Here is a 23,143-nt window from a genome sequence, read left to right as displayed (position 1 = left end):
CATGAACTATTTACAACTCATTGCTGACTCTTACACGGGATATGCCAACTACCTCTGGCAGGAGATCACCTCGCCTTCATGGCATAACTATTTTTACTGGCTTATTGGGGTTTCCTTGTTCTTTTTTGGTGTTGAGTGGTTCAGGCCGTGGCGCAAAGACCAGCCACCATTCCGCAAGGATTTCTGGCTGGATGTGTTCTATATGTTCTTTAATTTCTTTCTGTTCTCACTGATCATTTACAATGCTGCCTCCAATGTGGTAGTACAGTTTTTTAATGACATGCTGGCCTCCATTGGTATCACCAACCTGCTGGCATTTGAAGTGATGAGCTGGCCGGTGTGGACGCATCTGCTCATAGGGTTTGTGGTTCGGGATTTTGTTCAGTGGTGGGTCCACAGGCTGCTTCATAAAGTACCGGCATTGTGGGAGTTCCATAAAGTACACCATTCTGTGGAGCAGATGGGTTTTGCTGCCCACCTGCGTTTTCACTGGATGGAAAACATCGTTTATCGCACCATAGAGTATATTCCTCTGGCATTGATCGGTATCGGGCTGCGGGATTTTTTCATTATCCATATTTTCACCCTTGCCATAGGCCATTTCAATCATTCCAACTTTAAGCTGAACCTTGGACCATTGAAGTATATTTTCAACAACCCTCAAATGCATATCTGGCACCATGCTTACGATCTGCCCAAAGATAAAGCCATGGGGGTAAATTTCGGCCTCACACTCAGCATATGGGACTACCTTTTCAAAACGGATTATATCCCCTATGATGGAAAAGACATCAGGCTTGGATTTCCGGGAATAGAACAATTTCCGAAAGGCTTTGTCAGGCAGAACCTGCATGGGTTTGGCAAACGTAAACTGCCAACAGGTAATGCGGTACTAACCGCGGCAACCGCTCCTAAAAAGGATAAGCTCCACATAAAAAATACGCAGGCTTAAACAATGACCGCTGCTATTGCGTAGGAATAGGTTAAAGTATTCATTCTTATGTCTCCAAAGAAGCTTGTCACATACTGGGTTCAGCTTTTTAATCAAGGTGATGCCATAAAACTCGCCGGGCTATACCACACCGATGCTGTGAATCATCAGGTTACTGAAGAGCCTGTATGTGGCAAAAAGGCTATACAAGCCATGTTTGAAAGCGAATTTGCCCGGGCTGATATGCACTGCATTGTAGAAAATTTATTCGAAGATGGTGAATGGGCCATTCTGGAATGGAAAGACCCGCTGGGCTTAAGAGGTTGCGGCTTTTTCCATGTTATTGCGGGCAAAATCAAATTTCAGAGAGGTTATTGGGACAAGCTGTCCTTTTTGCGGCAACAAGGCTTACCACTTCCTTCAAAATAAACAGGGGCTGCACCACAAAAGTGATACAGCTCCGTTATTATAGCATACGGCAAGCGTTAATACCCTGAGGTTACGAATTCAATACCTTTATCCAGCACCTCATTCCAGGCTTCGCGTGTCTCCCGGTCAAACTTCTTATCGTGGTGAATAATTGCACTTAAAAGTGCTCCCTTCCACAAAATATAAAACCGTGGTTCAATATTCAATTTCACCCGGCTATGGCTTTCCTTAATTCTCTTCAAACCTGCCAGCCCGGCAATGTTACCCGCAGCATACATGATCATCAAATTAATACCATGCCGGAGTAATTTATGTTGCTGTTCAAAATCCGTCTTTCTGAACCTTTCCGCGACTTCTACATTGCTGGATAAGAATTTTTGATAAAAAGTATCAAGCATATCACCGTTATTCAGGCACCTTCCATAACTGTTTTGCACAAGAGTAATTTTATCAGTTGTTGCTGAGTTTTCCATCATTTCTAATTGGTTAATAATATTTAGTTGATTCAGTTCATTTTCCTGAGAAGCGCAATGATATTATACCGCAACCCAATACATCATGACAAGGAGCAGTACAAAAGCTGACCAAAATCAGGTATTCTTTTCATGATTTTATATAGCACATCGTAACATGCTCGCAGATAAACAGTTCCCGCAGGAAGTGTTAACAAATCCGCATCTGCCTCCCTAAACTGAAAACGATACACTCCAGCATTCTCAATAATAAGTCAGGTATGTATTCTGAGAATATTTTCGTATTTTATTCCTCCAATGTTATCCACCTTAAACTCCATTATCATGGCACAATTTGTTTCATATGACCCAAACGTCAAGGTAAACGGCCAAACCATCATGTCTGTAGTGAATGCAATGGAATTTGGCCAGGAAACAAGGCTCAACATCCTTAAAAAACACGGGTTGGCCAATATAGACCCGGAGGAGTGGTATGATCAGCAAAAATGGCTGGATGCTTTTAAAGAGATTTACAATAGCATTGGTGAAAACACGCTTTATATTATTGGGAAAGCCATCCCGGCTAATGCCAAATTCCCTCCGGAGATAGATTCTCTGGAAAAGGCCCTAAGAGCAATAGACGTGGCCTATCATATGAATCATACCGAAGGAGAAATTGGCAGTTATAAAGTAACAGAATTTGACGCGGAGAGAAGACGGGCGGTAATTCTTTGTGACAACCCCTATCCCAGCGATTTCGATCGTGGTATTATCACCACCATGCTGGTCCGCTTTAAACCCAGAGACTCAACAAAGTATAGCGTATCACTGGACAATTCAACAGAAACCCGTCTCAAAGGTGCTGATAGTTGTACTTACATCATTAACTGGTAGATCCGGAGCTGTCAAAAGTCACTTATTTGCCATATGTACAAATCGTTTTTAAAGTTTACGGGTTGACCTGTCATTACTTTTACATTTTTTAAAATGAAGTAATGGATGATAAAACCAACGCAAGAGAATTGCTGCCTTACTATTTACACCTGGCATATAATGCGGAAAGGAAACTCGGTGAAACCTTATCTAAGCTGATAGATGACATTACAGCCTCTAACCTGAAAAAGCTGTTAACCCTGCAAGTTAAAGAGAAAAACAAACAGCAAATGAGGTTTGAAATGCTTTTGGTACGCTTAATAGAGGAGCCTTCGGGTGGCAATAATACCTGGTTTCTGCCCACCAGAGTATACTTAAAAAGTATAACAACCAGGAAGCTACGGATCAAATGATTGTCACTATAAACTATGCCTTGATCATTTTATATTATTAATCTTCTTGAAAAGGCAGTAAAATGCTCGAAATCCCTGAACTATCATCTGATGACGCTTAAAAGATCTCTTCAGGAGGAACGTGAACTGGCCTCTAAGCTCAGGTTATTTGAGTTTCCCTTGCCAAAACTTGTACTATCCGGACAAATGACGTAATGAGCAGAGAAGCATCCCTGGAAATACCATCCCCGTAAGTTCCCCGGCAATTTTCAAGATAAACGGCCATCATGATCATCCGCAGGAAATGCCTGTTCAGTCTCCTGGTTCAGTACCCGGCCTTCTTCATTGAATTGAAGCATATGGATATAGCCATCTTTAGCTACTTCTATTGTATAAACTACCTTGTGTTTCTCCTTTCTTACTTCCTTTACATCAAACAGAAAGTCTTCTTTAAAGTGTTTGTTGATATAAGCAGAGATTTTATAGGGAAGCTTATCATATTTCTTATTTATACCTTTCATTATGATTGTGAATTAATATTATCGACCAATTAATCGCAGTAAACAATATGCAAACCGGCCTCACAATTGTTTATTCTCTTTGCCCTGTTAGTGCTAAGACATAACCGGCAACCGGATAAAGTATTTTACGCCCATAAAACCAGTCCCTTAAAAGAGATTGCCTTTCTCCCTCAACCCGTAAAAGCCTGTAAATGTTTAGTGATTTTCGGCGAATTGTATCTAACTAAAAAAAATTAACCCTTTGATCGGAAAGCAGAGATTTTGAGCCAGAGGTTTTGGATATAAGCATTGATACATTGGTATTTCGGTTGTCAAAGAAGTTACGAAAACGGGATCAAAGCGGAATTTCCGGGCTGTTTGACCTGACAGCTGTGAATAGCTATCAATAAAAGTAGTTTGGCAAACGAGGATAAAACAGGCTCGGTTATTAATTCCGGTGAAAAGCTTCATTCTGATCCGTTCACCTGCAGGTACCGAACTTTGGCGCGCACAATAAAGAAGGCGGAACCTAAATCCGCCTTCCGGATAACATAGTTTAGTGCCTTTTGGAGCAGTTATTCTATGTTACCTGCATAACCAAAACCTTCGATCAAGCGATTGCTTTAACTCCAATCATCGGACGGAATAGTTTCATGCCTGTTGCAGCACTTATGTCTACTATCCTGTTTACCTCGATCCGCAAGACTTTGACTATGTTTATAGCTTAAAATTATTACAAAACCATGCCTTTTTCCGTGACGGCAATCATGAACAGGCAAGACATTTATCATGCATAACCAACTGGTATTCAGAATAAAGTAACATGATAAAAATCACTCTTTATCCATTTGCCCAACGCGGAGCGAGGGTTGTAGTTGCTGATTGGATGGAGGACAAAGAAACAATAGAGGCTATCAAAATGGCAGGCGGAACGTCCATATTTGTAAAGTGCGATGTATCTGATACAGGAGATGTTGCCGCAATGATTCATAAAACTATTGAGCGATTTGGTAGTCTGGATTTTGCCGTGAACAATGCCGGCATAGAAGGTGATACGGCCCTTATTCATGAATGCAGCGAAAAAAACTGGGATAAAGTATTAGGTATCAATCTTCGGGGTGCATGGGTCTGTATGAAATATCAAATACCTATTATGCTTAACCAGGGTAAAGGTTCTATAGTTAATGTGGCTTCTATTGCCGGTTTAGTAGGTTTTCCCGGTCTGCCTGCCTATGTCGCCAGCAAGCATGCCGTAATTGGTCTTACTAAAACAGCAGCTCTTGAAAATGCAAAACAGAACATCCGCATCAACGCCGTATGCCCGGGAGTAATTAAAACTCCGATGGTAGACCGTGTAACAGGAAAAGATAATACAGTGGCCAGCAGTGCCGCATATAACGGATCCATATCCTTAAAAAAATCGGTAATTGCCTCCACAATACTTGGATTAAATCAGAATCCTTCTTTCTTCTTAATGAAAAAAGCCGGCAAAGTGTTTAACTTTCGCAATTCATAATTTATAGTTTAACAGTTCTCTGTTAATTGTTCAGGCTTATGGTTTTGCAATTTATGCTTATTGCATAACCAATGACCAGTGGCCAGAAAATGCGTAACCGGTAACCAGAAAACCAGAAGATGAAAAACTTTACCATAACAGGCACTTATACTGATCTTTATCAGCTCACTATGGCGCAGGTTTATTACCTGACGGGGAAGAGCCGCCAGGAGGCGGTGTTTGACTACTTCTACAGAAAAAATCCATATGAAGGAGGTTATACCATCTTCTCCGGGCTGGGTACGCTTTTGGATGTACTACAGGACATCAGATTTACCCCGGAAGACATTGAGTACCTGAAGCAAATCGGCCTAAATGCTGACTTTGCCGACAGTCTTGTCGATTTTAAGTTTACAGGCACGTTGCACGCTGTCAAAGAAGGTGAGGTCATTTTTCCCAATGAGCCTGTACTGCGGCTGGAAGGCTCAATAGTAGAAGCTCAGATCGTAGAAACACTCTTGCTCAACATCCTTAATTTCCAGTCACTCATAGCCACCAAGGCTGCCCGGATAAGGTCTGTATCAGGCGACAGGGTGCTGAGTGATTTTGGACTTCGAAGGGCTCAGGGAACCGGTGGCTACCACGCAACAAGGGCAGCATATATCGGAGGCTTCAATTCTACCAGTAATGTAAAAGCCGCCCATGATTTCGGTATCCCCGTAGTAGGTACCATGGCACATTCCTTTATCCAAAGCTATGATGATGAGCTCACCGCCTTTCGTGATTTCGCCCTTAACAGACCAGACAATTGCATTTTATTGGTCGATACGTATGATACGCTGAAATCAGGAGTGCCCAATGCCATAGAAGTAGCCAAAGAAATGAAAGCACGCGGACAAAGTTTGCTGGCCGTGCGACTGGACAGTGGTGACCTGGCTTACTTATCCAAAAAAGTAAGGACAATGCTCGATGAAGCAGGGTTTCATGAGGTAAAGATCACTGCCTCCAATCAGCTCGATGAATGGGTGATCAAAAGTCTTGATGATCAGGGTGCGCCTATTGATATCTTTGGCATAGGCACCAGCCTGGTAACCGGCGCACCTGATGCTGCTCTGGATGGGGTGTACAAACTCTCCTACTCCAACGGCAAACCCCGCATAAAGCTATCTGAAAACCTTAAAAAGCTTACGTTGCCTGATAAGAAACAGGTGCACAGGGTAATCAATGGCGATGGTCGGTTTTTCGGGGCAGATATAGTGCTTAAGGCAGATGAAAAATCTCCTGACACAATGTATCATCCATCTGAACCTGATAAATCCCTGAGCCTTCAAGGCATGAAGCAGGAGCCTCTGCTTCATAAAGTAATGGAAAACGGGCAACCTGTTGCGCCATACCCTTCCCTGCAAAGCATAGCTTCGTATTGCCAGGAAAGGCTCGCCCTGCTTCCTGAAGAGCACAAGCGTTTTTACTATCCGCATGTTTACAAAGTAGGGATCAGTGAAGCACTTTTGAAGGAAAGAAATGAGTTGAGAAACCAGTATAAAAAGTAGGTCACATGGATGCATTAATGATTGTAGATATTCAAAATGATTTTACACCCGGAGGTAGCCTGGCAGTACCACAAGGAAATGAGATCATTCCGGTGGTTAACGAGCTTCAAAAATCATTTGAGCTTGTGATAGCCACACAAGACTGGCACCCTCGGGAACACAAAAGCTTTGCCAGCAATCATCCCGGGAAAAAGACCTTCGAAACCACAACTCTTCAAGGGCTGGAGCAGATCCTGTGGCCCGACCACTGCGTACAGGGCAGTAAAGGCGCCGAATTTCATGCCGGCCTGAACCTGAAAAAAGTAGAAGCCATATTCAGGAAAGGCATGGACACTGAAATAGACAGCTACAGCGGCTTTTATGACAATGGCCATATGAAATCCACAGGTTTGGCAGGCTACCTGAGAGAAAGAAAGGTCAAAAATGTATACATCTGCGGCTTGGCCGCCGACTTTTGTGTTTTTTACACAGCTAAAGATGCCCTCAAAGAAGGCTTTGGTACTTATGTAATAGAGGATGCCACCAGAGCCATTGACCCTGAAGGGTTTTCAAAAGCAAAGGAAGAGATCAAAGCCCTGGGTGGAAAGGTTATTATGAGCAGTGATGTCTGAGCAGTCAATTAGTAAAAGCAGTAAATAAAGGGTTTTACCAAGGCCCGGCTCAGTAAAACTCCTTTTAACCACAATTAATTTCAGCTATCCGCTTATTCCTTGTTTGCAGTCTGATGATGTAACATCCAGTTGATACCATATTTATCTTTGAAGGATGCAAAATAAGCTCCCCAGAACATATCTGCTAACGGCATGGACACTTCGCCTCCCTCAGACAGCTTTTCAAAAAGCCGTTCTGTCTCTTCCCTTGATCCTGGTTCAATATTGATATGCATGTTGTTGCCATGCTCCATTTTAAAGCCCATGCTCTCGGGCGAATCAGTTGCCATCAATACATGCCCACCCATAATGGTCAACTCTGCATGAATAATCAGCTTTTTGTTCTCATCGCTCATAGGTGGCATGTCAGAAGGCATTTCTAAATCGCCAAACCTACGTAGTCCGTTACCGGTAAACTTGCCGTTAAATACCTCTTTATAAAACATGAATGCTTCCTCAGTGTTGCCGGGAAAGTTCAGATAAGTAGTCACACGGGGTTTATTGCTGGTTTTATTTTCTTTACGCAGTCTGAACTGTGTGCTTAAGTAGTGGTCAAGGTTATCAAGGCCTGCGATAAACCCTTCTTTAAAGCCCATGGAAATGATCGCTTCGAGGTCTTCAAGCTTTTCAAAAGATATCTCAACTTTAACAGTTGTAACTTCACCATTATCCATAAAGTTGTTCTCCCACAGCATGCTCGGATGTTGCTGATCAATTACCCCGTTTTCGTCGCAAAAGGCATCCTTTGCTGAGAAAAAACTTTCAGGCCTGATAGTTTGATAATCTGCCCGCGCCCAATGCCTTTCACCTTCCGGCCCCACCATAGCATAGAGCCAGTGGCCACCTTCTTTAAAATCCATTGATTTGGTTTCAGCTTTCCATGGCTTAGGTGCCCACCACTGATCCAACAGCTCACTTTCTGTCCATGCAGACCATACCATGTCCCGGGGAGCTTCAAACTCCCGTTCTACATTGATTTTGTTATTCTTTTTGTCGACAACAAAGTCCATTAAAAGTGTACTCTTCATTTTCTCTCAGATTTTAATTTTTTTAATACTTCATCCAAATTGTTAAAGCGGCTTTCCCAAATGCCCCGAAACTGATCAAGCCACTGATCTACCTCTTTCATTTTCTGCGCATTGAAGTGATAAAAGATCTCCCTTCCCTGCTGTTGCTGCTCTAAAAGTTCACACTCAACCAGCACCTTGATATGCTTCGATACTGCCTGTCTGCTACTGTCAAAGTTTTCAGCTATGGCATTGGGCGTCATAGCCTGTAAAGCTATTAAGCTCAAAATGGCCCGGCGTGTCGGGTCGGCTATTGCCTGAAAAACGTCCCTTCTCATTATTACGTAATATTACTTGCAACCATTTGGTGGCAAATATAAATGCAACCAAACAGTTGCACAACAGAATTCTTATTTATTTTATGGAATTTGATCAAACCCCAACCACAATTTATGCCTGAAGGCCAGTAGCATGCTTACTTAAGGATATTTTTACTTTTTAATATTGTATTAAGATGCCGGAGCAAGTCTTTGGTGCTATTAAAGTTATCCGGCGTGTAGATCCCCGCCAGCCCATCCAACTCTTCCATCTCCAGGTTGTAAGATTCTACTTTATCTGCAAAATTCAGCTCTTCACGCTTGATCTGTCCACATTTTAAAGCTGAATTAATACGCTTGCTGCACCTGCATGTGTTGGCTGTATTGTAAACCCCACAATGCGCATTTAGGAATGTCCCCAATAACTTTCTGGACAGCTCCACCCTTTTTCTGAAATTTTCGGCTGTCACTCCTGTTATTTTTGCCGCTATACTGCTTTTAATTTTCAAAACACTGCCAAGAATAAAGGCCATGCGCAAATCCCGGTCCAGGCATTGCAGCATGGCCAGGGTGCAGCCGGTCTTTAGCTCCTGCTCCAGCAAGCTTTTGTCGGGAAGCTCATACTCAACCGGGCCTTTAAAAGTCTGAAGATCTGTAGCGAATATATCAAATGAGGTAAGTTTCTTTTCCAGGGACGTAGTTTTCAGATTTATCAGGTAATTAGTCGCAATACGGTAAACCCATGTATCAAATTTGCTATTACCTTTAAACTTTCTGAGGTTAGTAATCACCTTGATCAGTATTTCCTGCGTAGCATCTTCCGCATCAGCTCGCTCCCATAAAAAGCGGAGGGATAAATTAAAAACAAGCCCCTGCACCGACTTCACCAGCGTGGTAAGACTTTGCTTGCTCCCTTCCAGGCAAGATTTTATAAGTTCCCTTTCATCCATGCCAAAAACGAAGAGATAAGTTAACAAAAACCTATCTCTTCATATCAGGTAATTAATAATTTATCAAAAACTGGCCGTGAGGATTGTCTTGTATCATTAACCAGGTTCCGTCAGTCTGCTTTCTCAGTACAGCTATAGATAACCCGCTCTGCTCTATTTTATTTCCATCGGGCAAATAACCCACCATAGTCCAAGGAGCGAGGTGTGTGGCAATATTTCCTGCAATGTAAATTTCATGCCCATTGAAAGTGTACCGGGGTTTTATTGCCGCAAACTCCGTAAAAGCCTTTCGCAGCATATCCCTGCCCGAAACCGGAGTTTGTGGCTCAAACATGACTATGGCGTCAGGTTCGTAAGTAGACAGCACACTTTCAATGTCCTGATTCTGAAAGGCTGTTACCATTTTCTCAATTGTACTAAATACCTTTTTTTGCTCCTGATTAAAGTTTGCTTCCATGTGTTTGTACTTTACTGATGTTGCTGACTGATGTGGTTGCTGTGCCTGGCTTCCAAAAACAATTCCGTAAACCAATACAAGCATTGAAATACTCGTCTTATGCATAATTTTATTTATTTATTAAGTCAACCCGTTTTGACTACAATGCATTAGACAGTTAGCAATGGAAACTGTGAATTTTAAATGAGCATTTATTTTAACAAGTCAGCCAGTTCTCAACGCAAGGAGCTTAAAATACAGGGGCACCATAGCCACTGATACTGCAATAAAAGCCCCGACGCGTAAATAGTTTAAAGTCCTCCACATATTAGCTCTCTTCACCAGATCAGTTGCTGAAGCAGATGTTTCGGCTATCCTTTGAAATTCTATTATGTTTGGAGCAAAGTATGACAGAGTCCAGACTCTTACTATGACGTGAACTACAAAAAGCGCCAACAGCCAATTCCTGACAACCCCTAATCTCCAGCTAAAAATAATAGCTACAATAAAGACAACCTCATGAAGTGAATGAAAAATGATCCAAAACACCTTGAGGCTCATACCATTTTTATCTGCCAGCAGGCCGAAGCTATCGGGAGGATTGGCTATCCACTTGGGAACCAGCACCACGGTTTCAAAAATCTGCGCTCCGTTCATTAAAAAGTATAAGAGTAATGTTCCCAATAACCAGATTTCGGCTCTTGAAAGATAGTTTTCAGTAATTGTGTTCATTTTTCTTTTTTTCTTAAATTGTTGGTTACGCTATGCATGATCTGTGTGGCGGCTATGAAATACCTTTCAATTACCTCTCTTTCCTGGTGGGAAAAGGTGGAAATCAAATCTTTTGTCTTTTCCTGAAGATCAGAAAATACAGGCCCTAATAAACTCATCGTTTTTTCTAGCTGAGGAATGATCACCACCTTACGCCTGTCTTGTTTGTCGGGCGCCCTGTGTACCAAACCTTTCTTTTCAAGCCGGTCTATCAGGCCGGTAACCGCTCCGGTTGTTAACCCTGTGATGTGAGCAATATCGCCCGCTGTAGCTTCTCCTTTTTTAATGATCAGGCCCAGGTATTTATGATCAGCTCCGGTAAGGCCGGCCCTGCCCGCTATCACCTCATGCATGATTACAGAAGCATCAGAATAATCCCTGCTGATTTGCCTGAACTTTTCAAACCAATGGTCATGTGTGTTATTCATAATTATCTTAGTTATTAAATATCTTAGTTACTAACTAAATAATTTTAACTAAACATCAATACATTGTCTCTATTTTCAGATCTTCCTTATTTGCTTATTTAAATGTATTTAAATGCGGAGTCCTGAGAAGCATAATGCCGAGGTTAAATAAGTTATCATCTATCCGCTCAAATCATATGCATGACCAAACATTGGGAAGTTCGGCAAGCCCCTGATTAATATTGAGAGGATAGATGCTTTCTCTTAAGGTATCCTGCTCAGCAACCAGGCAATCTGGCCACGATGGTTGGACTCATGTTCACATACATGGAACCACTTCCAGTATGTATTTAGCGGCCGCTCTTCAGACCATACCGGATCAACAGCAAGCAGCCAGTCGTCATCCTTCTTTTTAAGCTCTTCAAGCGTCTTTTCCCGTACCTGGCGAATCACATCGATGTAGTATTCAGCTTTATGCCCTTTAATCTGCTCCCGGCCTTCATCGCCAAGGTTCATGGCAGTGCCCCACTCCTGCTCTTCCTCTTTGCTGAACTCCTGTCTCCCTTCGAAGGTATTGATCTGATAATATTTTTCTACAGCACCCAAATGCATCACCAAAGCTCCTATGGTGTTTGCCTTTTCATCGTGCAGGTAATCAAGTTGCTCCACACTCAGACCTTTGATGCTATTGATGATGGTCTGGCGGTTATAGTTCAGCATGGATACCAAAGTCCCTACCTGAGGTGTGTAGCCATCCATAGGGCCAATTACATAAAGTTCATTGGCAGACGAATGCGTGCCGGCCTGCAGTGTTTGTCCGAAGCCACTCAGGCCAAGTATTCCCGTAGTAACTGCAGCAGTGGTGGTTTTGATAAAATTTCTTCTACCTGTAGATATAGTTTTCATTGGTTTTAGTTGGTTAGATGATCAATATTTTAGACGGATGTTTGCTCTGCAATGTTGAGTTAAATCGGGAATAAATGTAACAAACCACACCCGCAACAATAAATTCAAAAAGGAATCATTGGCTTCTGCTTTATGTTTACGAATTTCGTAGCCAAATAGTCGCTCTGTGAATACACCTGTTTTATTAATCACTCCTCCCTTCACACAAATTAACACGCCTTATCCGGCGACTGCGTATATTAAGGGTTTTCTAAAAACACAGGGAGTTGCCTCATATCAGTCAGACCTGGGGATTGAGGTTGTACTGAAAGTCTTTTCAAAAGAAGGTTTAAAAACAGTATTTGCCAGTATCCCTGAAAATGCAGATTTTTCTGATAATGTGTGTAGGATGGTCAGCCTGCAAAATGAATACATCAGTACCATAGACGCGGTAATGAGGTTTTTACAACATAAAAATCCTACACTAGCCTACAATATCTGCGAGGGCGACTTTTTGCCCGAAGCCAGCAGGTTTCAGCAGTTAGACGATATGGAATGGGCATTTGGTACGTTGGGCATTCAGGACAAGGCCAGGCACCTGGCTACGCTCTACCTTGAAGACCTCGCCGATCTTATAAAAGAAGCTGTAGACCCCCACTTTGGTTTTAGCCGCTATGCAGAACGCCTGGGAAGGTCTGCAACTACTTTTGATACTTTAGAAGAAGTTTTGACCGCCCCTCCAAGCTTTATCGACAATGTATCTACAGACTTGTTAAAACAGAAAATTGAGGAGCTTCAGCCAGGAGTGGTATGTTTATCAATCCCCTTTCCAGGCAATCTTTACGGAGGGTTTCGCTGCGGTAAGTTCATCAAGGATAACTATCCTCACATAAAAGTAATTATGGGTGGTGGTTTCCCCAATACAGAACTACGCTCACTGGCAGATATCCGGGTATTCAAATATGTTGATTACATCACCCTGGATGACGGCGAAAGGCCATTACTCAACCTGCTCGAACATTTTGCCGGTAAAAGGGACACATCCACCCTTAAAAGAACTTTTTTAGTTCTTGATGGGACCGTTCACTACCTCAATGGTGGCAGGGAAGGTGACTTTCCTTTTAACAAGACGGGCACTCCTGACTATTCTGACCTTCTGCTGGACCGGTACCTTTCTGTAATAGAAATCGTCAATCCGATGCACCGACTATGGAGCGACGGACGATGGAACAAGCTTACCATGGCGCATGGATGCTATTGGAAAAAGTGCTCATTTTGTGATATATCGCTGGATTACATAAATAACTATGTGCCGGTTAATGCAGCGCTGCTATGCGATAGAATGGAGGAACTTATTGAGGCCACGGGTGAGACCGGTTTTCATTTTGTAGATGAGGCTGCACCTCCTGCTCTTATGAAAGAAATGGCACTGGAAATACTAAAAAGGAACCTGAAACTAACATGGTGGGCAAATATCAGGTTCGAAAAAAGTTTTACGGCTGATCTCTGCCGGCTATTGAAAGCTTCGGGCTGCATAGCGGTGTCGGGCGGGCTTGAGGTGGCTTCTGACCGACTGCTCATGCTGATGAAGAAAGGTGTTACGGTAGCGCAGGTGGCACAGGTCACTGACAATTTTACTGCCGCCGGGATTATGGTGCATGCTTACCTGATGTATGGCTTTCCCACTCAAACGGCACAGGAGACTGTAGACTCTCTGGAGATGGTCAGGCAGCTCTTTTTCAACGGGGTAGTACAGTCAGGGTTCTGGCATTTGTTCGCTATGACAGCCCACAGCCCTGTGGGACTAGACCCTGCAGCCTATGGTGTAGTGAGGGTTGGCCCTGAGCCAGGCCCATTTGCCAACAATGACCTTATACATGAAGATCCTTCAGGCTGCGATCATGAGCAGTTTGGCCCAGGCCTTACAAAAGCACTGTACAATTACATGCACGGTGTAGGATTTGAAATGCCTTTGCAGGACTGGTTCGACTTCCGCATTCCCAGAACTACTATACCCTATAATTTTATAGAACGAGCAATCGATAGTCAGCATGCGAAATCATCAAAAGAAAATGCACGGCTGGTATGGTTAGGTAACCTGCCTACCCTGGAAATCTACAAGAAAAAGAAAAAGGGAAGTACGTTTAAAATGGCTAAGCTTCATTTTCAAAATAAAAGCCGGTCTATTACCGTTCACACTTCGATACAGGCAGCAAAATGGCTGGAGAAAGCCTTACCGGCTTGGGTTCCATCCTCTTCCCAAAGCCTTAGACTCGCTGAGGTTAAGGCTTTATACCAGGAGGAATCAGGAGCTGATTTTGATAAAATAATGCAAAGCCAGGCCTGGAAGGAATTGAGGAAAGAAGGGCTTTTGCTGGTATAGAAATCGGGCAGGAAAAATATATCAGTTTACCATGGTTTAGCTTAGTGTAAGGGCTCCCGGTTTCATACGCTGATCAATCACCCACATTTCTGCCTGCTCCGTCCTCTCTGAAAACCGCTGAATATCGGACAGAAGTAACTCCACAGGTTCATTTTGGCGGATGGCATGAAAGATTTTATTGTTCAGCGATTTGCCTCTAACCCTGCCGTTTGAAACCCTGATAATATACGGGAAACCGTTACAATCCTTAAGCTCATAGAGTATTTTGAAGAAGAGCTTTCTGTTATGCTTTGTTTTCAATACTGACCCATTTGTAAATATTATCTCCACGGAATTTGGAAGTTTTGGCAGCAACTCGTGCTCGATAAAATGGCTATAATTATGATTGTAGCAAAAAAAACTTTTGCCTTCAAGTTGCCTTAAAAATCTGGTATACCTCCATCCTAAGAGCAAATTTTTACACCAAATCAAAGGTTGAACAAAAACCATCACTGGCAAAGAAATAATAACAAAAACCACTGGAATGGCCAGATAAGCCATCAACTTTAATATATTAAGTACTCTTCTCATTTGGCACTGGCAATAGGCACATTAACCGCTAATGCTTAATAGCATAGCAAATTGTTTAAAAACTGTGACCTACCTTCATAATTCATGAAGATGGTTGTTGGGATCAAGGTTTAGGTTATGGAATAGATTAACCCCAACAAACTGCACCAGAACATGGAAATTAAGTTAAACGGGCCAGGAAACTTACATTTCCCCCCGGCAAAAAATAGCAGTTTGTTGGGCACAGGTTGACATTTTAGTATAAAATTAGGATGCCAGCCGTTCGTTCTTCATTTTTGTAAAATGAAAAAATATGACAACCCCTCTTTTGGGTTGTTTTATAGTTTTATGGAAATTTGCTGATCAAGATAAAAGATGATGGTTCAGAACATCAATTCTGACGCCCCATATATATCACCAGAAGTTGACGACTGAACCATTCATCAGTTCTCACAGGCTTCCCGATCACGGGATTGAGAAACTTGCGAGTAATTTCCCTCTGGAATCCCCCGATTCACAGAGAGGCTCATTACTAACCTTATTTTTAATTTTGACTATAGTCTCAAACATCTTTATCCATTAGAGCAATTCAGATTGCTGTTTCCTTTAAACACCAACCCTGACATTAAACACTATGTTTCTCATGCTCCAAATCCTTCATGTCAGGATATTTGTTTGTGTTTGACTTGTGCAAAGGTAGCGACCAAAAAAGCACTGAAACAAGGACATAAGGCAATTGTCTACCTATTTGTCAACCCATTATTTAGCATAAAGGCTTCTGAGGCCTAAAAAAATTATCCAAAAAATAAGGGGGTTGAAAAATTCGACTATTATGACCAAAAAGAAAGGGAAGAATGTCGGTAATAATCAGACTATAAATAAAAAAATATCCTTAAAATTTGGAAGATTAAATTTTAAGGATACTTCATTTGGTAATACCGGCCACTAAAAAATCGCCGATTTTTATTCCCCGCAATTCGGGAGCATTATTTTTTAACCAGGAGATGACAATGACGACGGTTGTTGATGATGGTACTCACTTAATTCCGTTGATTTTTAATTAATGGTAGATGTAGATAAAGAGTAACTGAATGCAAATATTTATACCATCATAAATAACCATCACACTTTATTCTAACTGTAATCTATAATTTTATACGTCCATCGTCTTATTAATTCGCCTCTTCTTTAGAAATTCCATTATAAAATCTGTAATAATAGAGTGATCAAATCATTATGAGGCCTCATCATTGGCCTCAGGTTTCCAGGTCTGGTTATCGGATATTAAAGGGTTGAACTGATTATTATTCAATACATCCTTTTTAAGATGTTTTTAAGATTACAGCCCGAAGTCTGTCCTCATGTTCATCTCCCCACTCACCAAATGCTTTAATAATGGGAATCAATGTTTTGCCAAAGTCTGTAAGACTATATTCCACCTTTGGTGGCACCTGAGGATATATAAGTTTATCAACAAGTTCATGTTCCACCAATTCTTTTAATTGTGCGGTTAACACGCGTTTACTTGCCTCCGGTATCTTTCTTTGTAATTCACTTGGTCTTTGATACCCTTCGTTAATAAAATAAAGCAGGCGCATTTTCCATTTGCCAAACAGCACCTCACCGGTAAGATCTAACCCACAATTAATGTTTAACGGGATTTTCCTCTTTTTCATAGCACAAAGATACAAATAGCTATTATAGATATAGGTGATGATTTTTTTATCACTATATGAATCGATAATCGGTACTTGTATATGGCGCCAATATGACAAAATTTTGCCTTAAGAAAACAAATTCAAATCCTATGGAAAACGAATTCAATTTTAACCATGAGTTAGCTGGTAAAATAGCGCTTGTAACCGGAGGCTCAAAGGGTGCAGGCAGGGCTATAGCAGAACGCTTATATACAGCAGGTGCTACTGTGATAATTACTGCACGAAATAAGCCTGAAGATACTCCCTTTCATTTTATTCCTGCTGACCTGAGTATGGCCAAAGGTACGGCCAAAGTCGTAGAAGAAGTGATTTCTAAATATGGCAGACTGGATATTCTGGTTAACAGCTTAGGAGGCTCAGAGACGCCGGGTGGTGGATTTGCCGCACTCCATGACCAGGATTGGGAAGAAACTATTCAAACCAACTTACTCGCACCGGTTAGGCTGGACAGAGGTTTTTTACCACAGATGATTGAGCGCAAAAGTGGGGTAATTATCCATATTGCTTCCATTCAGGGCAAGTTACCTCTATATGACTCTACCCTACCCTATGCAGCCGCAAAAGCAGGCCTGATCAACTACAGTAAAAATCTTTCTAACGAAGTTGCTTCAAAAGGTATCCGGGTTTTAACCGTCTCTCCGGGGTGGATTATGACCAAATCTGCGGAAAGAATGATGGAAAGAATTGCTAATAGCTCAAAAACTACCGTGCAGGAAGCAACACAAAATGTAATGAATGCTCTGGGAGGGATACCGTTTGGCAGACCTGCCAAACCGGAGGAAGTGGCAGAATTGGTTGGTTTCCTGGTATCACCACGAGCAGGATATTTAACAGGAACTGAATTTGTCATTGATGGCGGCACCATTCCAACTATTTAAATTGAAAAAACATGAAAATACCAAAAATTATAGAAACACTGATTAATGCGCAGAATAGCGGTGATAGTCAAATTTATGCTAATTGTTTTTCTGATGTAGCAATTGTTTCAGACGAAGGCAATACTTACAGCGGAAGGATTGAAATCCAACAATGGATAGATAAAGCTCATAAAAAATATAACATGTTGACGGAGCCGGTTAAATTGGAAGAAACTGCAGTCTCAAGTGTCCTGTCTGTAAAAGTAACGGGCACATTTCCCGGGAGTCCGGCTATTTTAAAATACCATATGAAAATTAAGAATGAACTTATTGATTCTTTAAAAATAACAGGTTAAAAAATCCTTAAATAAGGATATATTATTTTAATAAAGGCCTCCACGCTGACGGGAAGGAAAACACTCAATTTAATAATTGTACTTTCGCTGATGCCAGGCAGACGTACTCTGGCAAGATTAGTCCTGTCTCATGTGGACTAATCTTGCCAAAGTAAATAATATACACGTAAGAGTTTTAAAGGGTGCTTTCCCTCTATACACTGCATATGGAAGGTGACAACCGAATAAAAGGTTTTAGTCCACCGGATTGGTAACACTCAATGAAACCTCAGATGTTACTTCTCCTGTACCGGGGAGTGTATAACTGATGATAAAGGCATAATCTCCCTTGGTTATGGCAGGGAAAGACGATGATAGCAATTGATTCATCCAGTCACTTCTTTCTGCGCTGCTAATATTATTTATTTGAGCCTTTAAGTCTTGATAATCTCTTTCATATATATCCACGAGGTTATAAATCATAGCGCCAAGATCAGTGATATATGGTCTGTAACCATTTATATAATCTGTATAACTAGCTTCTTTATCACCAGGGTATTGTCTTAAATAAACAGCATTTTCAGGAATCAACCCATATTCAGAGTCATCTCTCCAGCTAAGATCAAGCTCACCCCTTTCAATTCCATCATATATTAACGGATAGATTTCATTACTGAAATAATCGTTACTTTCAAGATTTGCCCTCATTGAAATTAGTGTCTCAAATTCAGCATAATCAAACATTTCTCCTTCCAGGTATGTCTTAAGCAATTCATGTACCCCTGGCCTTAAGGGCCTGCGTGCCCCGGAAACAAAAGTCATTGCATCAATCCTGTCCTGAAGTGTATTATACGCACTAGTACCAAAATAAACTTTACTGAGTACTATTGGCTTTGCACCATCATGTCCCCATAGCTCCAACTGTAACATTTCATCATTTGGCAAATCATTTGGGACGCTAAATTCAAACTGCTTTTTTTCATTATCATACATCAATGGTACTTCAATATTGTAAGCATTTGTTTTATCTCTAAAAGCTGCATAAAGATCTATAGCCGGTGTATTTATGATAAGATCTTCAATGTCATTATCAACTGCTTTTAATTTGATATACCCCTGGTCAGACTCTGCCTTAAGAAAATTAATCTGAAATGGCATCGGGTAGCTGTAGTCAAATTCGGAAATGCTTAGCAATTCTGAATTTTCCTTTGAATTGGTATAGAATACTGACTCATGTTGATTTTGGTATTCAGCTCCCAGTGATTGCCACTCCTCATTGACCAACCTCTCCCAATAAACATTTACTAAAAAAGTCATTGTCTCATTTTCCGGAAGCCTGTCAATCATGTTAAATTCAACTGAACTGTTATCTTCAGACCAAACTATATCGGCATTGGGTTGCTGAGCATTGCTATCCTCCAGCCTTATTACTGTATAGTTTGGTCTTATACCTGAGTTTAAATCCAAAGGCTCGCCCATGGAATAATTGAATTTTAACGATGGGTTAAAATAAACACTTACCTTACCTTCATTCTCTTTAGGTAAGAACTCGATCTCAATTTCATCCAGTTTTGCACTAAAGTTTACCTCTATTTTTTCTCCGGTAATTTTCACCCACTCTCCGTCTACCTGCTTTCTCCAGCTTGCCTCAATAATGAGTGTTAAGTCTTCATTTAATTCTGAAACTGGTAAAAGTGATTCAGGGACTATCTCAATCATACGGGTATTCGCAGCAACCTCAAAGGAGGTGGAAAGAGTGTCATTTTTATAAAGAATTAAAACATCATCAATAAAAGGCTTAAAGCCGTCTATAGCCTTATCAAGGTCCAGTTGAGTACTAAAATGAATATTTTCAAAAATATTAAGGTAATCATCTTCAGCGATTGAAACAGTACCCAGTATCTCGGGAACTACACCAGTTGTCAGCGTAGAATTTAATATATCAGTACCTCTCCTTTCCCACTCACCATCTACTAATCTTTCCCAGGATGTGGTAATACTAAAGCTCATTTCCTGATCGATACGCCAGCTTTTTTCTGGTTCGATGCTCAGTTGAGTGGAATCGGCATTCCATTCAAAAAATGCATTAGATAAATCAAAAGCGACGACATCAAATTCACCGAATTTTGGTCTATAAGTAATCCTTTTATCAGATAGTGTTACTTCACTGCCAATAGGATAGTGAAACGTTACTATTATGCGGGAAAAAGCAGGAATTTCTTCGTTTTCAAAGGTTATAGACTCTACAATATTAAATTCATCAAAATTTGGATCCTCCAAAACGGGATCAACAGAGTCGGAGTCATCCTCTTTACAAGCATTAAACAAAAGTATAACGAATCCAAGCAGTAGCATTTTAGCTCTCATCCTAAATTATTTTCTTAAAATTTCACAAAAACAAAAAACAACAAATATCAAAAATTATAATTGAAATGTCAAAAAACCATTTTCCCTGTTTAGAATGTACGTTTATAATATAAAAGAAGCTCCTTTAAGCTGTATGATGCCTGCCGATGGGAAAGCTGCATTACGGGTTTAATCGCCAGACTAAATTATCATTGCCAAGCACTGCTAATAAGAATGGGAAAACAGGAATCTGATAAATTACGAATCTATTACTATTTATAGTGTAAATTTATTAGTCTGCTAATCAGCCTACCAACCTCCAACTGCAAGCCAACATACCTCCTCCTGTTAGACCACTTTTCCATATCACAAACAAGCTGGCTGCGGGTGTAGCTGGCAGGTATAAAAATGTTATTGGTTTTGGCCTGACGGCTTTTTAGTTGCTCAAGGCATAGCTTGCCCAATGAGGTAATAACGCTGAGCTTGCGCAGGCATTTTTTGATATGCTTTTGCTCATGATCCAACGACAAAAAGGCTTGTGTCATGCTTTCAATGAGTTGATCATATTCCTGCTCTTGATGCCTGATATCGTGGGTATTGGTAAAAAGGGTTTGCTGCCCGTTTTGAAGATCTTTATAGACATCGTACATATCATTGGTCAACTGTATGAGGTGACCGAACAGAAGAATGGCTTCCTGCTCATTGGCTTTTAAGGAACCGGTAAGCATAAGCCTGAACAAAACTGTCCAGATACTTCCTTTTTCGTAAGTGATTTTGCTTAGTTGCTCATCGGATAGCCGTGGGGCTTCCAATTGAAGCAGACTTTCATCCTGGGCAATAAGCGCCTGCCTGAATGTTTGGTAAAATAAATCCTTATTGCAGTTATCCCTGATCTGGTCGTACAGGTACTTTGGCAGTAGCATTTCAGGCGCATGGCCACCTTTATAATTATTGAGCTGCTCTAATATTTCACTGGAAGATAGCTTCAAAATATCAGTGAGATCATCAAGCAGAGGAGTGAGTATGCTTAGGTGTAACGTATTCCTTATTTCGGTTTTGCCAAGCTTCCTGCCTCTTAGGGCGGCAAAGCAGGAGTTGACATACAAACCAAGCACAGTATATACGGCTATTCTCTTCTTCTGGCTTTCTGAAAGTTGCTGACCGGCACCAACCAGTAAGCTGTTTAGTTCTCGCATCATCCTGCCGACATGCCGCTTCCTCTTAAAATGCAGCTCGTTTAGCAGTTGAATATGTACAGATAATATTTGGATGTGGTTTGTCATGCAATTGCCAACAGGCTCCGGGGCTTTCCGCCGGTGAATTTAGGATAAGATGGTGAGTTTGCAAAGTCTGAAGTGATTGCGTTGGTGGTGAAGTTTAAGTCTGAAGTCGGGAGACCGGAGACCGAAGTGATTTGTGTTTGTGGTGAAATGGTAAACGGTTATAAGTAATAGGTAAATCAGTATTTGGGGAGTGGTTAAGGCTCGGAGTTGGGAGACCGGAGATCGAAGTGATTTGTGTTTGTGGTAAATCGTAAACGGTGATCAGTATTTGGGGAGTGGTTAAGGTTCGAAGTCGGGAGACCGGAGACCGAAGTGATTTGTGTTTGTGGTGAAATGGTAAACGGTTATAAGTAATAGGTAAATCAGTATTTGGGGAGTGGTTAAGGCTCGGAGTTGGGAGACCGGAGACCGAAGTGATTTGTGTTTGTGGTAAATCGTAAACGGTGATCAGTATTTGGGGAGTGGTTAAGGTTCGAAGTCGGGAGAACCGGAGACCGAAGTGATTTGTGTTTGTGGTGAAATGGTAAACGGAGATCTGTAACGGGTGATCAGTATTTGGGGAGTGGTTAAGGTTCGAAGTCGGGAGACCGGAGACCGAAGTGATTTGTGTTGTGGTGAAATGGTAAACGGAGATCTGTAACGGGTGATCAGTATTTGGGGAGTGGTTAAGGTTCGAAGTCGGGAGACCGGAGACCGAAGTGATTTGTGTTTGTGGTGAAATGGTAAACGGTGATCTGTAACAGGTGATCAGTATTTGGGGAGTGGTTATGGCTCGGAGTCGGGAGACCGGAGACCGAAGTGATTTGTGTTTGTGGTGAAATGGTAAACTATACCCTGTAAACTTAGAATGGTAAATTATAAAAATAAACCGCGAAAAAAGTCAGATTATTTTAACTTATTTCTTCAGCTTTGCGTTATCAAAAACAAGAAGCATGCAGCTTACCCTGATGCCTGAATTTGTATTTACATTGTGCAATTGTTCAGGCTATTTTTTTGTTGCATCCCGAACATGAGAATAACTTTTTAAACATTATTTTTCGGCCTGTTTTTAGTATGTTCACAGACATTCTTTTTACAATTTTATTCAGCATTTCACCATTAGGTGAGGCACGTGTAGGTATTCCTTACGGCATTTTAAATGGCGTACCTCCAATATTGGCATTTTTGTCAGGGCTTGCTGCCAACCTTCTGGTGTTTCCAATCATGCACACCATTGTAAAAGCTTTTGACCAAAAAATGTGGAAGTATTCTTTATATAAAAAGCAAAGTATACGCCTCTCCCGCCGGGCTAAGAATATTGTGGGCAACAGCATAGAAAAATACGGCTTTTGGGGGTTGATGATTTTTGTGATGATCCCCTTGCCGGTTACCGGTGCTTATATGGGGTCTATTGCAGCTATTCTGTTCAAAATACCGGCAAAAAGAGCTTTCACGGCTATCAGCCTCGGTGTAATTATCTCTTGCCTTATCGTGACTTTGGGAGCTTACTTCGGCAATAAGGGTATTCAGCTGATATAACCTTATTTCGATAAATGGTAATCAGATTGACAGTGACCAATACTCTGTGGTTGGTGATGACGAACTGTCTGAAAACACAGAGCAAAGCTGAAGCGATGAATGGTACACT

General features: G+C 41.4%; 24 protein-coding genes. 11 read left to right on the top strand and 13 right to left on the bottom strand.

The window, feature by feature from the left end:
- Position 1 precedes the first annotated feature (1 nt).
- Both LVD17_RS20545 and LVD17_RS20540 read left to right on the top strand, forming a co-directional pair.
- Positions 2-952, top strand: a complete 951-nt coding sequence (locus LVD17_RS20545) for a sterol desaturase family protein (protein ID WP_233760886.1) — start codon at positions 2-4, stop codon at positions 950-952.
- A 48-nt stretch (positions 953-1,000) separates the two neighbouring features.
- Positions 1,001-1,360 carry a nuclear transport factor 2 family protein gene (locus LVD17_RS20540; RefSeq protein ID WP_233760885.1) on the top strand — a complete coding sequence of 120 codons (360 nt, stop codon included), beginning with the start codon at positions 1,001-1,003 and terminating at the stop codon, positions 1,358-1,360.
- Positions 1,361-1,416: 56 nt separating this feature from the next.
- On the opposite strand, the gene LVD17_RS20535 is transcribed toward LVD17_RS20540, so the two are convergent.
- Positions 1,417-1,836, bottom strand: coding sequence for a globin family protein (locus LVD17_RS20535; protein ID WP_233760884.1), 420 nt, complete (start codon positions 1,834-1,836; stop codon positions 1,417-1,419).
- Positions 1,837-2,157: 321 nt separating this feature from the next.
- On the opposite strand from LVD17_RS20535, the gene LVD17_RS20530 reads away from it, so the two are divergent.
- Together LVD17_RS20530 and LVD17_RS20525 are read left to right on the top strand one after the other, a co-directional pair.
- Complete coding sequence (locus LVD17_RS20530; protein ID WP_233760883.1) at positions 2,158-2,706, top strand: hypothetical protein; 549 nt, start codon at positions 2,158-2,160, stop codon at positions 2,704-2,706.
- 101 nt (positions 2,707-2,807) lie between these two features.
- Positions 2,808-3,098, top strand: a complete 291-nt coding sequence (locus tag LVD17_RS20525; RefSeq protein ID WP_233760882.1) for a DUF892 family protein — start codon at positions 2,808-2,810, stop codon at positions 3,096-3,098.
- A gap of 248 nt (positions 3,099-3,346) precedes the next feature.
- On the opposite strand, the gene LVD17_RS20520 is transcribed toward LVD17_RS20525, so the two are convergent.
- Positions 3,347-3,598 (bottom strand): hypothetical protein, encoded by a 252-nt coding sequence (locus LVD17_RS20520; RefSeq protein ID WP_233760881.1) that lies wholly within the window; start codon positions 3,596-3,598, stop codon positions 3,347-3,349.
- 802 nt (positions 3,599-4,400) lie between these two features.
- Between LVD17_RS20520 and LVD17_RS20515 the strand changes: the two genes are divergently transcribed.
- The 3 genes from LVD17_RS20515 to pncA all read left to right on the top strand — a co-directional run bounded on the left by LVD17_RS20515 (position 4,401) and on the right by pncA (position 7,233).
- Entirely contained in the window at positions 4,401-5,093 is a 693-nt protein-coding gene (locus LVD17_RS20515) for an SDR family oxidoreductase (protein WP_233760880.1), read from the top strand.
- A gap of 119 nt (positions 5,094-5,212) precedes the next feature.
- Positions 5,213-6,622, top strand: coding sequence for a nicotinate phosphoribosyltransferase (locus LVD17_RS20510; RefSeq protein WP_233760879.1), 1,410 nt, complete (start codon positions 5,213-5,215; stop codon positions 6,620-6,622).
- Between the two features lie 5 nt (positions 6,623-6,627).
- A complete protein-coding gene (pncA, locus tag LVD17_RS20505) occupies positions 6,628-7,233 on the top strand; it encodes a bifunctional nicotinamidase/pyrazinamidase (RefSeq protein WP_233760878.1) in 606 nt (201 codons plus the stop codon).
- 92 nt (positions 7,234-7,325) lie between these two features.
- On the opposite strand, the gene LVD17_RS20500 is transcribed toward pncA, so the two are convergent.
- From LVD17_RS20500 to LVD17_RS20470, 7 genes are all read right to left on the bottom strand, one after another.
- Complete coding sequence (locus tag LVD17_RS20500; RefSeq protein ID WP_233760877.1) at positions 7,326-8,300, bottom strand: SRPBCC domain-containing protein; 975 nt, start codon at positions 8,298-8,300, stop codon at positions 7,326-7,328.
- Complete coding sequence (locus LVD17_RS20495; protein ID WP_233760876.1) at positions 8,297-8,617, bottom strand: ArsR/SmtB family transcription factor; 321 nt, start codon at positions 8,615-8,617, stop codon at positions 8,297-8,299. Before LVD17_RS20495 ends, LVD17_RS20500 begins: the two co-directional genes overlap by 4 nt.
- Before the next feature lie 137 nt (positions 8,618-8,754).
- Entirely contained in the window at positions 8,755-9,546 is a 792-nt protein-coding gene (locus tag LVD17_RS20490; RefSeq protein ID WP_233760875.1) for an RNA polymerase sigma factor, read from the bottom strand.
- A gap of 52 nt (positions 9,547-9,598) precedes the next feature.
- Positions 9,599-10,108: a YybH family protein gene (locus LVD17_RS20485; protein ID WP_233760874.1), complete on the bottom strand. Its 510-nt coding sequence runs from the start codon at positions 10,106-10,108 to the stop codon at positions 9,599-9,601.
- A gap of 99 nt (positions 10,109-10,207) precedes the next feature.
- Positions 10,208-10,714 (bottom strand): transposase, encoded by a 507-nt coding sequence (locus LVD17_RS20480; RefSeq protein ID WP_233760873.1) that lies wholly within the window; start codon positions 10,712-10,714, stop codon positions 10,208-10,210.
- Complete coding sequence (locus LVD17_RS20475; RefSeq protein ID WP_233760872.1) at positions 10,711-11,181, bottom strand: MarR family winged helix-turn-helix transcriptional regulator; 471 nt, start codon at positions 11,179-11,181, stop codon at positions 10,711-10,713. Before LVD17_RS20475 ends, LVD17_RS20480 begins: the two co-directional genes overlap by 4 nt.
- A 243-nt stretch (positions 11,182-11,424) precedes the next feature.
- Positions 11,425-12,066: a DinB family protein gene (locus tag LVD17_RS20470; RefSeq protein ID WP_233760871.1), complete on the bottom strand. Its 642-nt coding sequence runs from the start codon at positions 12,064-12,066 to the stop codon at positions 11,425-11,427.
- Positions 12,067-12,232: 166 nt separating this feature from the next.
- On the opposite strand from LVD17_RS20470, the gene LVD17_RS20465 reads away from it, so the two are divergent.
- Positions 12,233-14,428 (top strand): B12-binding domain-containing radical SAM protein, encoded by a 2,196-nt coding sequence (locus LVD17_RS20465; protein WP_233760870.1) that lies wholly within the window; start codon positions 12,233-12,235, stop codon positions 14,426-14,428.
- A gap of 36 nt (positions 14,429-14,464) precedes the next feature.
- Here the strand turns inward: LVD17_RS20465 and LVD17_RS20460 are convergent, their stop codons facing one another.
- Positions 14,465-14,758, bottom strand: coding sequence for a hypothetical protein (locus tag LVD17_RS20460; RefSeq protein ID WP_233760869.1), 294 nt, complete (start codon positions 14,756-14,758; stop codon positions 14,465-14,467).
- Positions 14,759-16,299: 1,541 nt separating this feature from the next.
- Complete coding sequence (locus LVD17_RS20455; protein WP_233760868.1) at positions 16,300-16,653, bottom strand: winged helix-turn-helix transcriptional regulator; 354 nt, start codon at positions 16,651-16,653, stop codon at positions 16,300-16,302.
- A gap of 131 nt (positions 16,654-16,784) precedes the next feature.
- On the opposite strand from LVD17_RS20455, the gene LVD17_RS20450 reads away from it, so the two are divergent.
- A complete protein-coding gene (locus LVD17_RS20450; RefSeq protein WP_233760867.1) occupies positions 16,785-17,573 on the top strand; it encodes an SDR family oxidoreductase in 789 nt (262 codons plus the stop codon).
- Between the two features lie 11 nt (positions 17,574-17,584).
- The gene (locus tag LVD17_RS20445) at positions 17,585-17,908 is read left to right on the top strand and encodes a nuclear transport factor 2 family protein (RefSeq protein ID WP_233760866.1); all 324 of its coding nucleotides are present in this window, start codon (positions 17,585-17,587) and stop codon (positions 17,906-17,908) included.
- A gap of 234 nt (positions 17,909-18,142) precedes the next feature.
- On the opposite strand, the gene LVD17_RS20440 is transcribed toward LVD17_RS20445, so the two are convergent.
- Both LVD17_RS20440 and LVD17_RS20435 read right to left on the bottom strand, forming a co-directional pair.
- Positions 18,143-20,254 (bottom strand): hypothetical protein, encoded by a 2,112-nt coding sequence (locus LVD17_RS20440; protein ID WP_233760865.1) that lies wholly within the window; start codon positions 20,252-20,254, stop codon positions 18,143-18,145.
- Between the two features lie 251 nt (positions 20,255-20,505).
- Entirely contained in the window at positions 20,506-21,516 is a 1,011-nt protein-coding gene (locus tag LVD17_RS20435) for a hypothetical protein (protein ID WP_233760864.1), read from the bottom strand.
- A 1,053-nt stretch (positions 21,517-22,569) separates the two neighbouring features.
- Here LVD17_RS20435 and LVD17_RS20430 point away from each other — a divergent pair.
- Complete coding sequence (locus LVD17_RS20430; RefSeq protein ID WP_233760863.1) at positions 22,570-23,034, top strand: COG2426 family protein; 465 nt, start codon at positions 22,570-22,572, stop codon at positions 23,032-23,034.
- Positions 23,035-23,143: the final 109 nt, after the last annotated feature.

The sequence above is a fragment of the Fulvivirga ulvae genome (assembly GCF_021389975.1).
GTDB lineage: Bacteria > Bacteroidota > Bacteroidia > Cytophagales > Cyclobacteriaceae > Fulvivirga > Fulvivirga ulvae.
The sequence above is the reverse complement of the archived record's forward strand: the minus strand, read 5'-3'. Positions and strand labels throughout refer to the sequence as shown.

Excerpts from the sequence above, each read along its gene's own strand:
- LVD17_RS20545 (WP_233760886.1), top strand. The coding sequence starts at position 2 with ATGAACTATTTACAACTCATTGCTGACTCTTACACGGGATATGCCAAC.
- LVD17_RS20540 (WP_233760885.1), top strand. The coding sequence starts at position 1,001 with ATGTCTCCAAAGAAGCTTGTCACATACTGGGTTCAGCTTTTTAATCAA.
- LVD17_RS20535 (WP_233760884.1), bottom strand. The coding sequence starts at position 1,836 with ATGATGGAAAACTCAGCAACAACTGATAAAATTACTCTTGTGCAAAAC.
- LVD17_RS20530 (WP_233760883.1), top strand. The coding sequence starts at position 2,158 with ATGGCACAATTTGTTTCATATGACCCAAACGTCAAGGTAAACGGCCAA.
- LVD17_RS20525 (WP_233760882.1), top strand. The coding sequence starts at position 2,808 with ATGGATGATAAAACCAACGCAAGAGAATTGCTGCCTTACTATTTACAC.
- LVD17_RS20520 (WP_233760881.1), bottom strand. The coding sequence starts at position 3,598 with ATGAAAGGTATAAATAAGAAATATGATAAGCTTCCCTATAAAATCTCT.
- LVD17_RS20515 (WP_233760880.1), top strand. The coding sequence starts at position 4,401 with ATGATAAAAATCACTCTTTATCCATTTGCCCAACGCGGAGCGAGGGTT.
- LVD17_RS20510 (WP_233760879.1), top strand. The coding sequence starts at position 5,213 with ATGAAAAACTTTACCATAACAGGCACTTATACTGATCTTTATCAGCTC.
- pncA (WP_233760878.1), top strand. The coding sequence starts at position 6,628 with ATGGATGCATTAATGATTGTAGATATTCAAAATGATTTTACACCCGGA.
- LVD17_RS20500 (WP_233760877.1), bottom strand. The coding sequence starts at position 8,300 with ATGAAGAGTACACTTTTAATGGACTTTGTTGTCGACAAAAAGAATAAC.
- LVD17_RS20495 (WP_233760876.1), bottom strand. The coding sequence starts at position 8,617 with ATGAGAAGGGACGTTTTTCAGGCAATAGCCGACCCGACACGCCGGGCC.
- LVD17_RS20490 (WP_233760875.1), bottom strand. The coding sequence starts at position 9,546 with ATGGATGAAAGGGAACTTATAAAATCTTGCCTGGAAGGGAGCAAGCAA.
- LVD17_RS20485 (WP_233760874.1), bottom strand. The coding sequence starts at position 10,108 with ATGCATAAGACGAGTATTTCAATGCTTGTATTGGTTTACGGAATTGTT.
- LVD17_RS20480 (WP_233760873.1), bottom strand. The coding sequence starts at position 10,714 with ATGAACACAATTACTGAAAACTATCTTTCAAGAGCCGAAATCTGGTTA.
- LVD17_RS20475 (WP_233760872.1), bottom strand. The coding sequence starts at position 11,181 with ATGAATAACACACATGACCATTGGTTTGAAAAGTTCAGGCAAATCAGC.
- LVD17_RS20470 (WP_233760871.1), bottom strand. The coding sequence starts at position 12,066 with ATGAAAACTATATCTACAGGTAGAAGAAATTTTATCAAAACCACCACT.
- LVD17_RS20455 (WP_233760868.1), bottom strand. The coding sequence starts at position 16,653 with ATGAAAAAGAGGAAAATCCCGTTAAACATTAATTGTGGGTTAGATCTT.
- LVD17_RS20450 (WP_233760867.1), top strand. The coding sequence starts at position 16,785 with ATGGAAAACGAATTCAATTTTAACCATGAGTTAGCTGGTAAAATAGCG.
- LVD17_RS20445 (WP_233760866.1), top strand. The coding sequence starts at position 17,585 with ATGAAAATACCAAAAATTATAGAAACACTGATTAATGCGCAGAATAGC.
- LVD17_RS20440 (WP_233760865.1), bottom strand. The coding sequence starts at position 20,254 with ATGAGAGCTAAAATGCTACTGCTTGGATTCGTTATACTTTTGTTTAAT.
- LVD17_RS20435 (WP_233760864.1), bottom strand. The coding sequence starts at position 21,516 with ATGACAAACCACATCCAAATATTATCTGTACATATTCAACTGCTAAAC.
- LVD17_RS20430 (WP_233760863.1), top strand. The coding sequence starts at position 22,570 with ATGTTCACAGACATTCTTTTTACAATTTTATTCAGCATTTCACCATTA.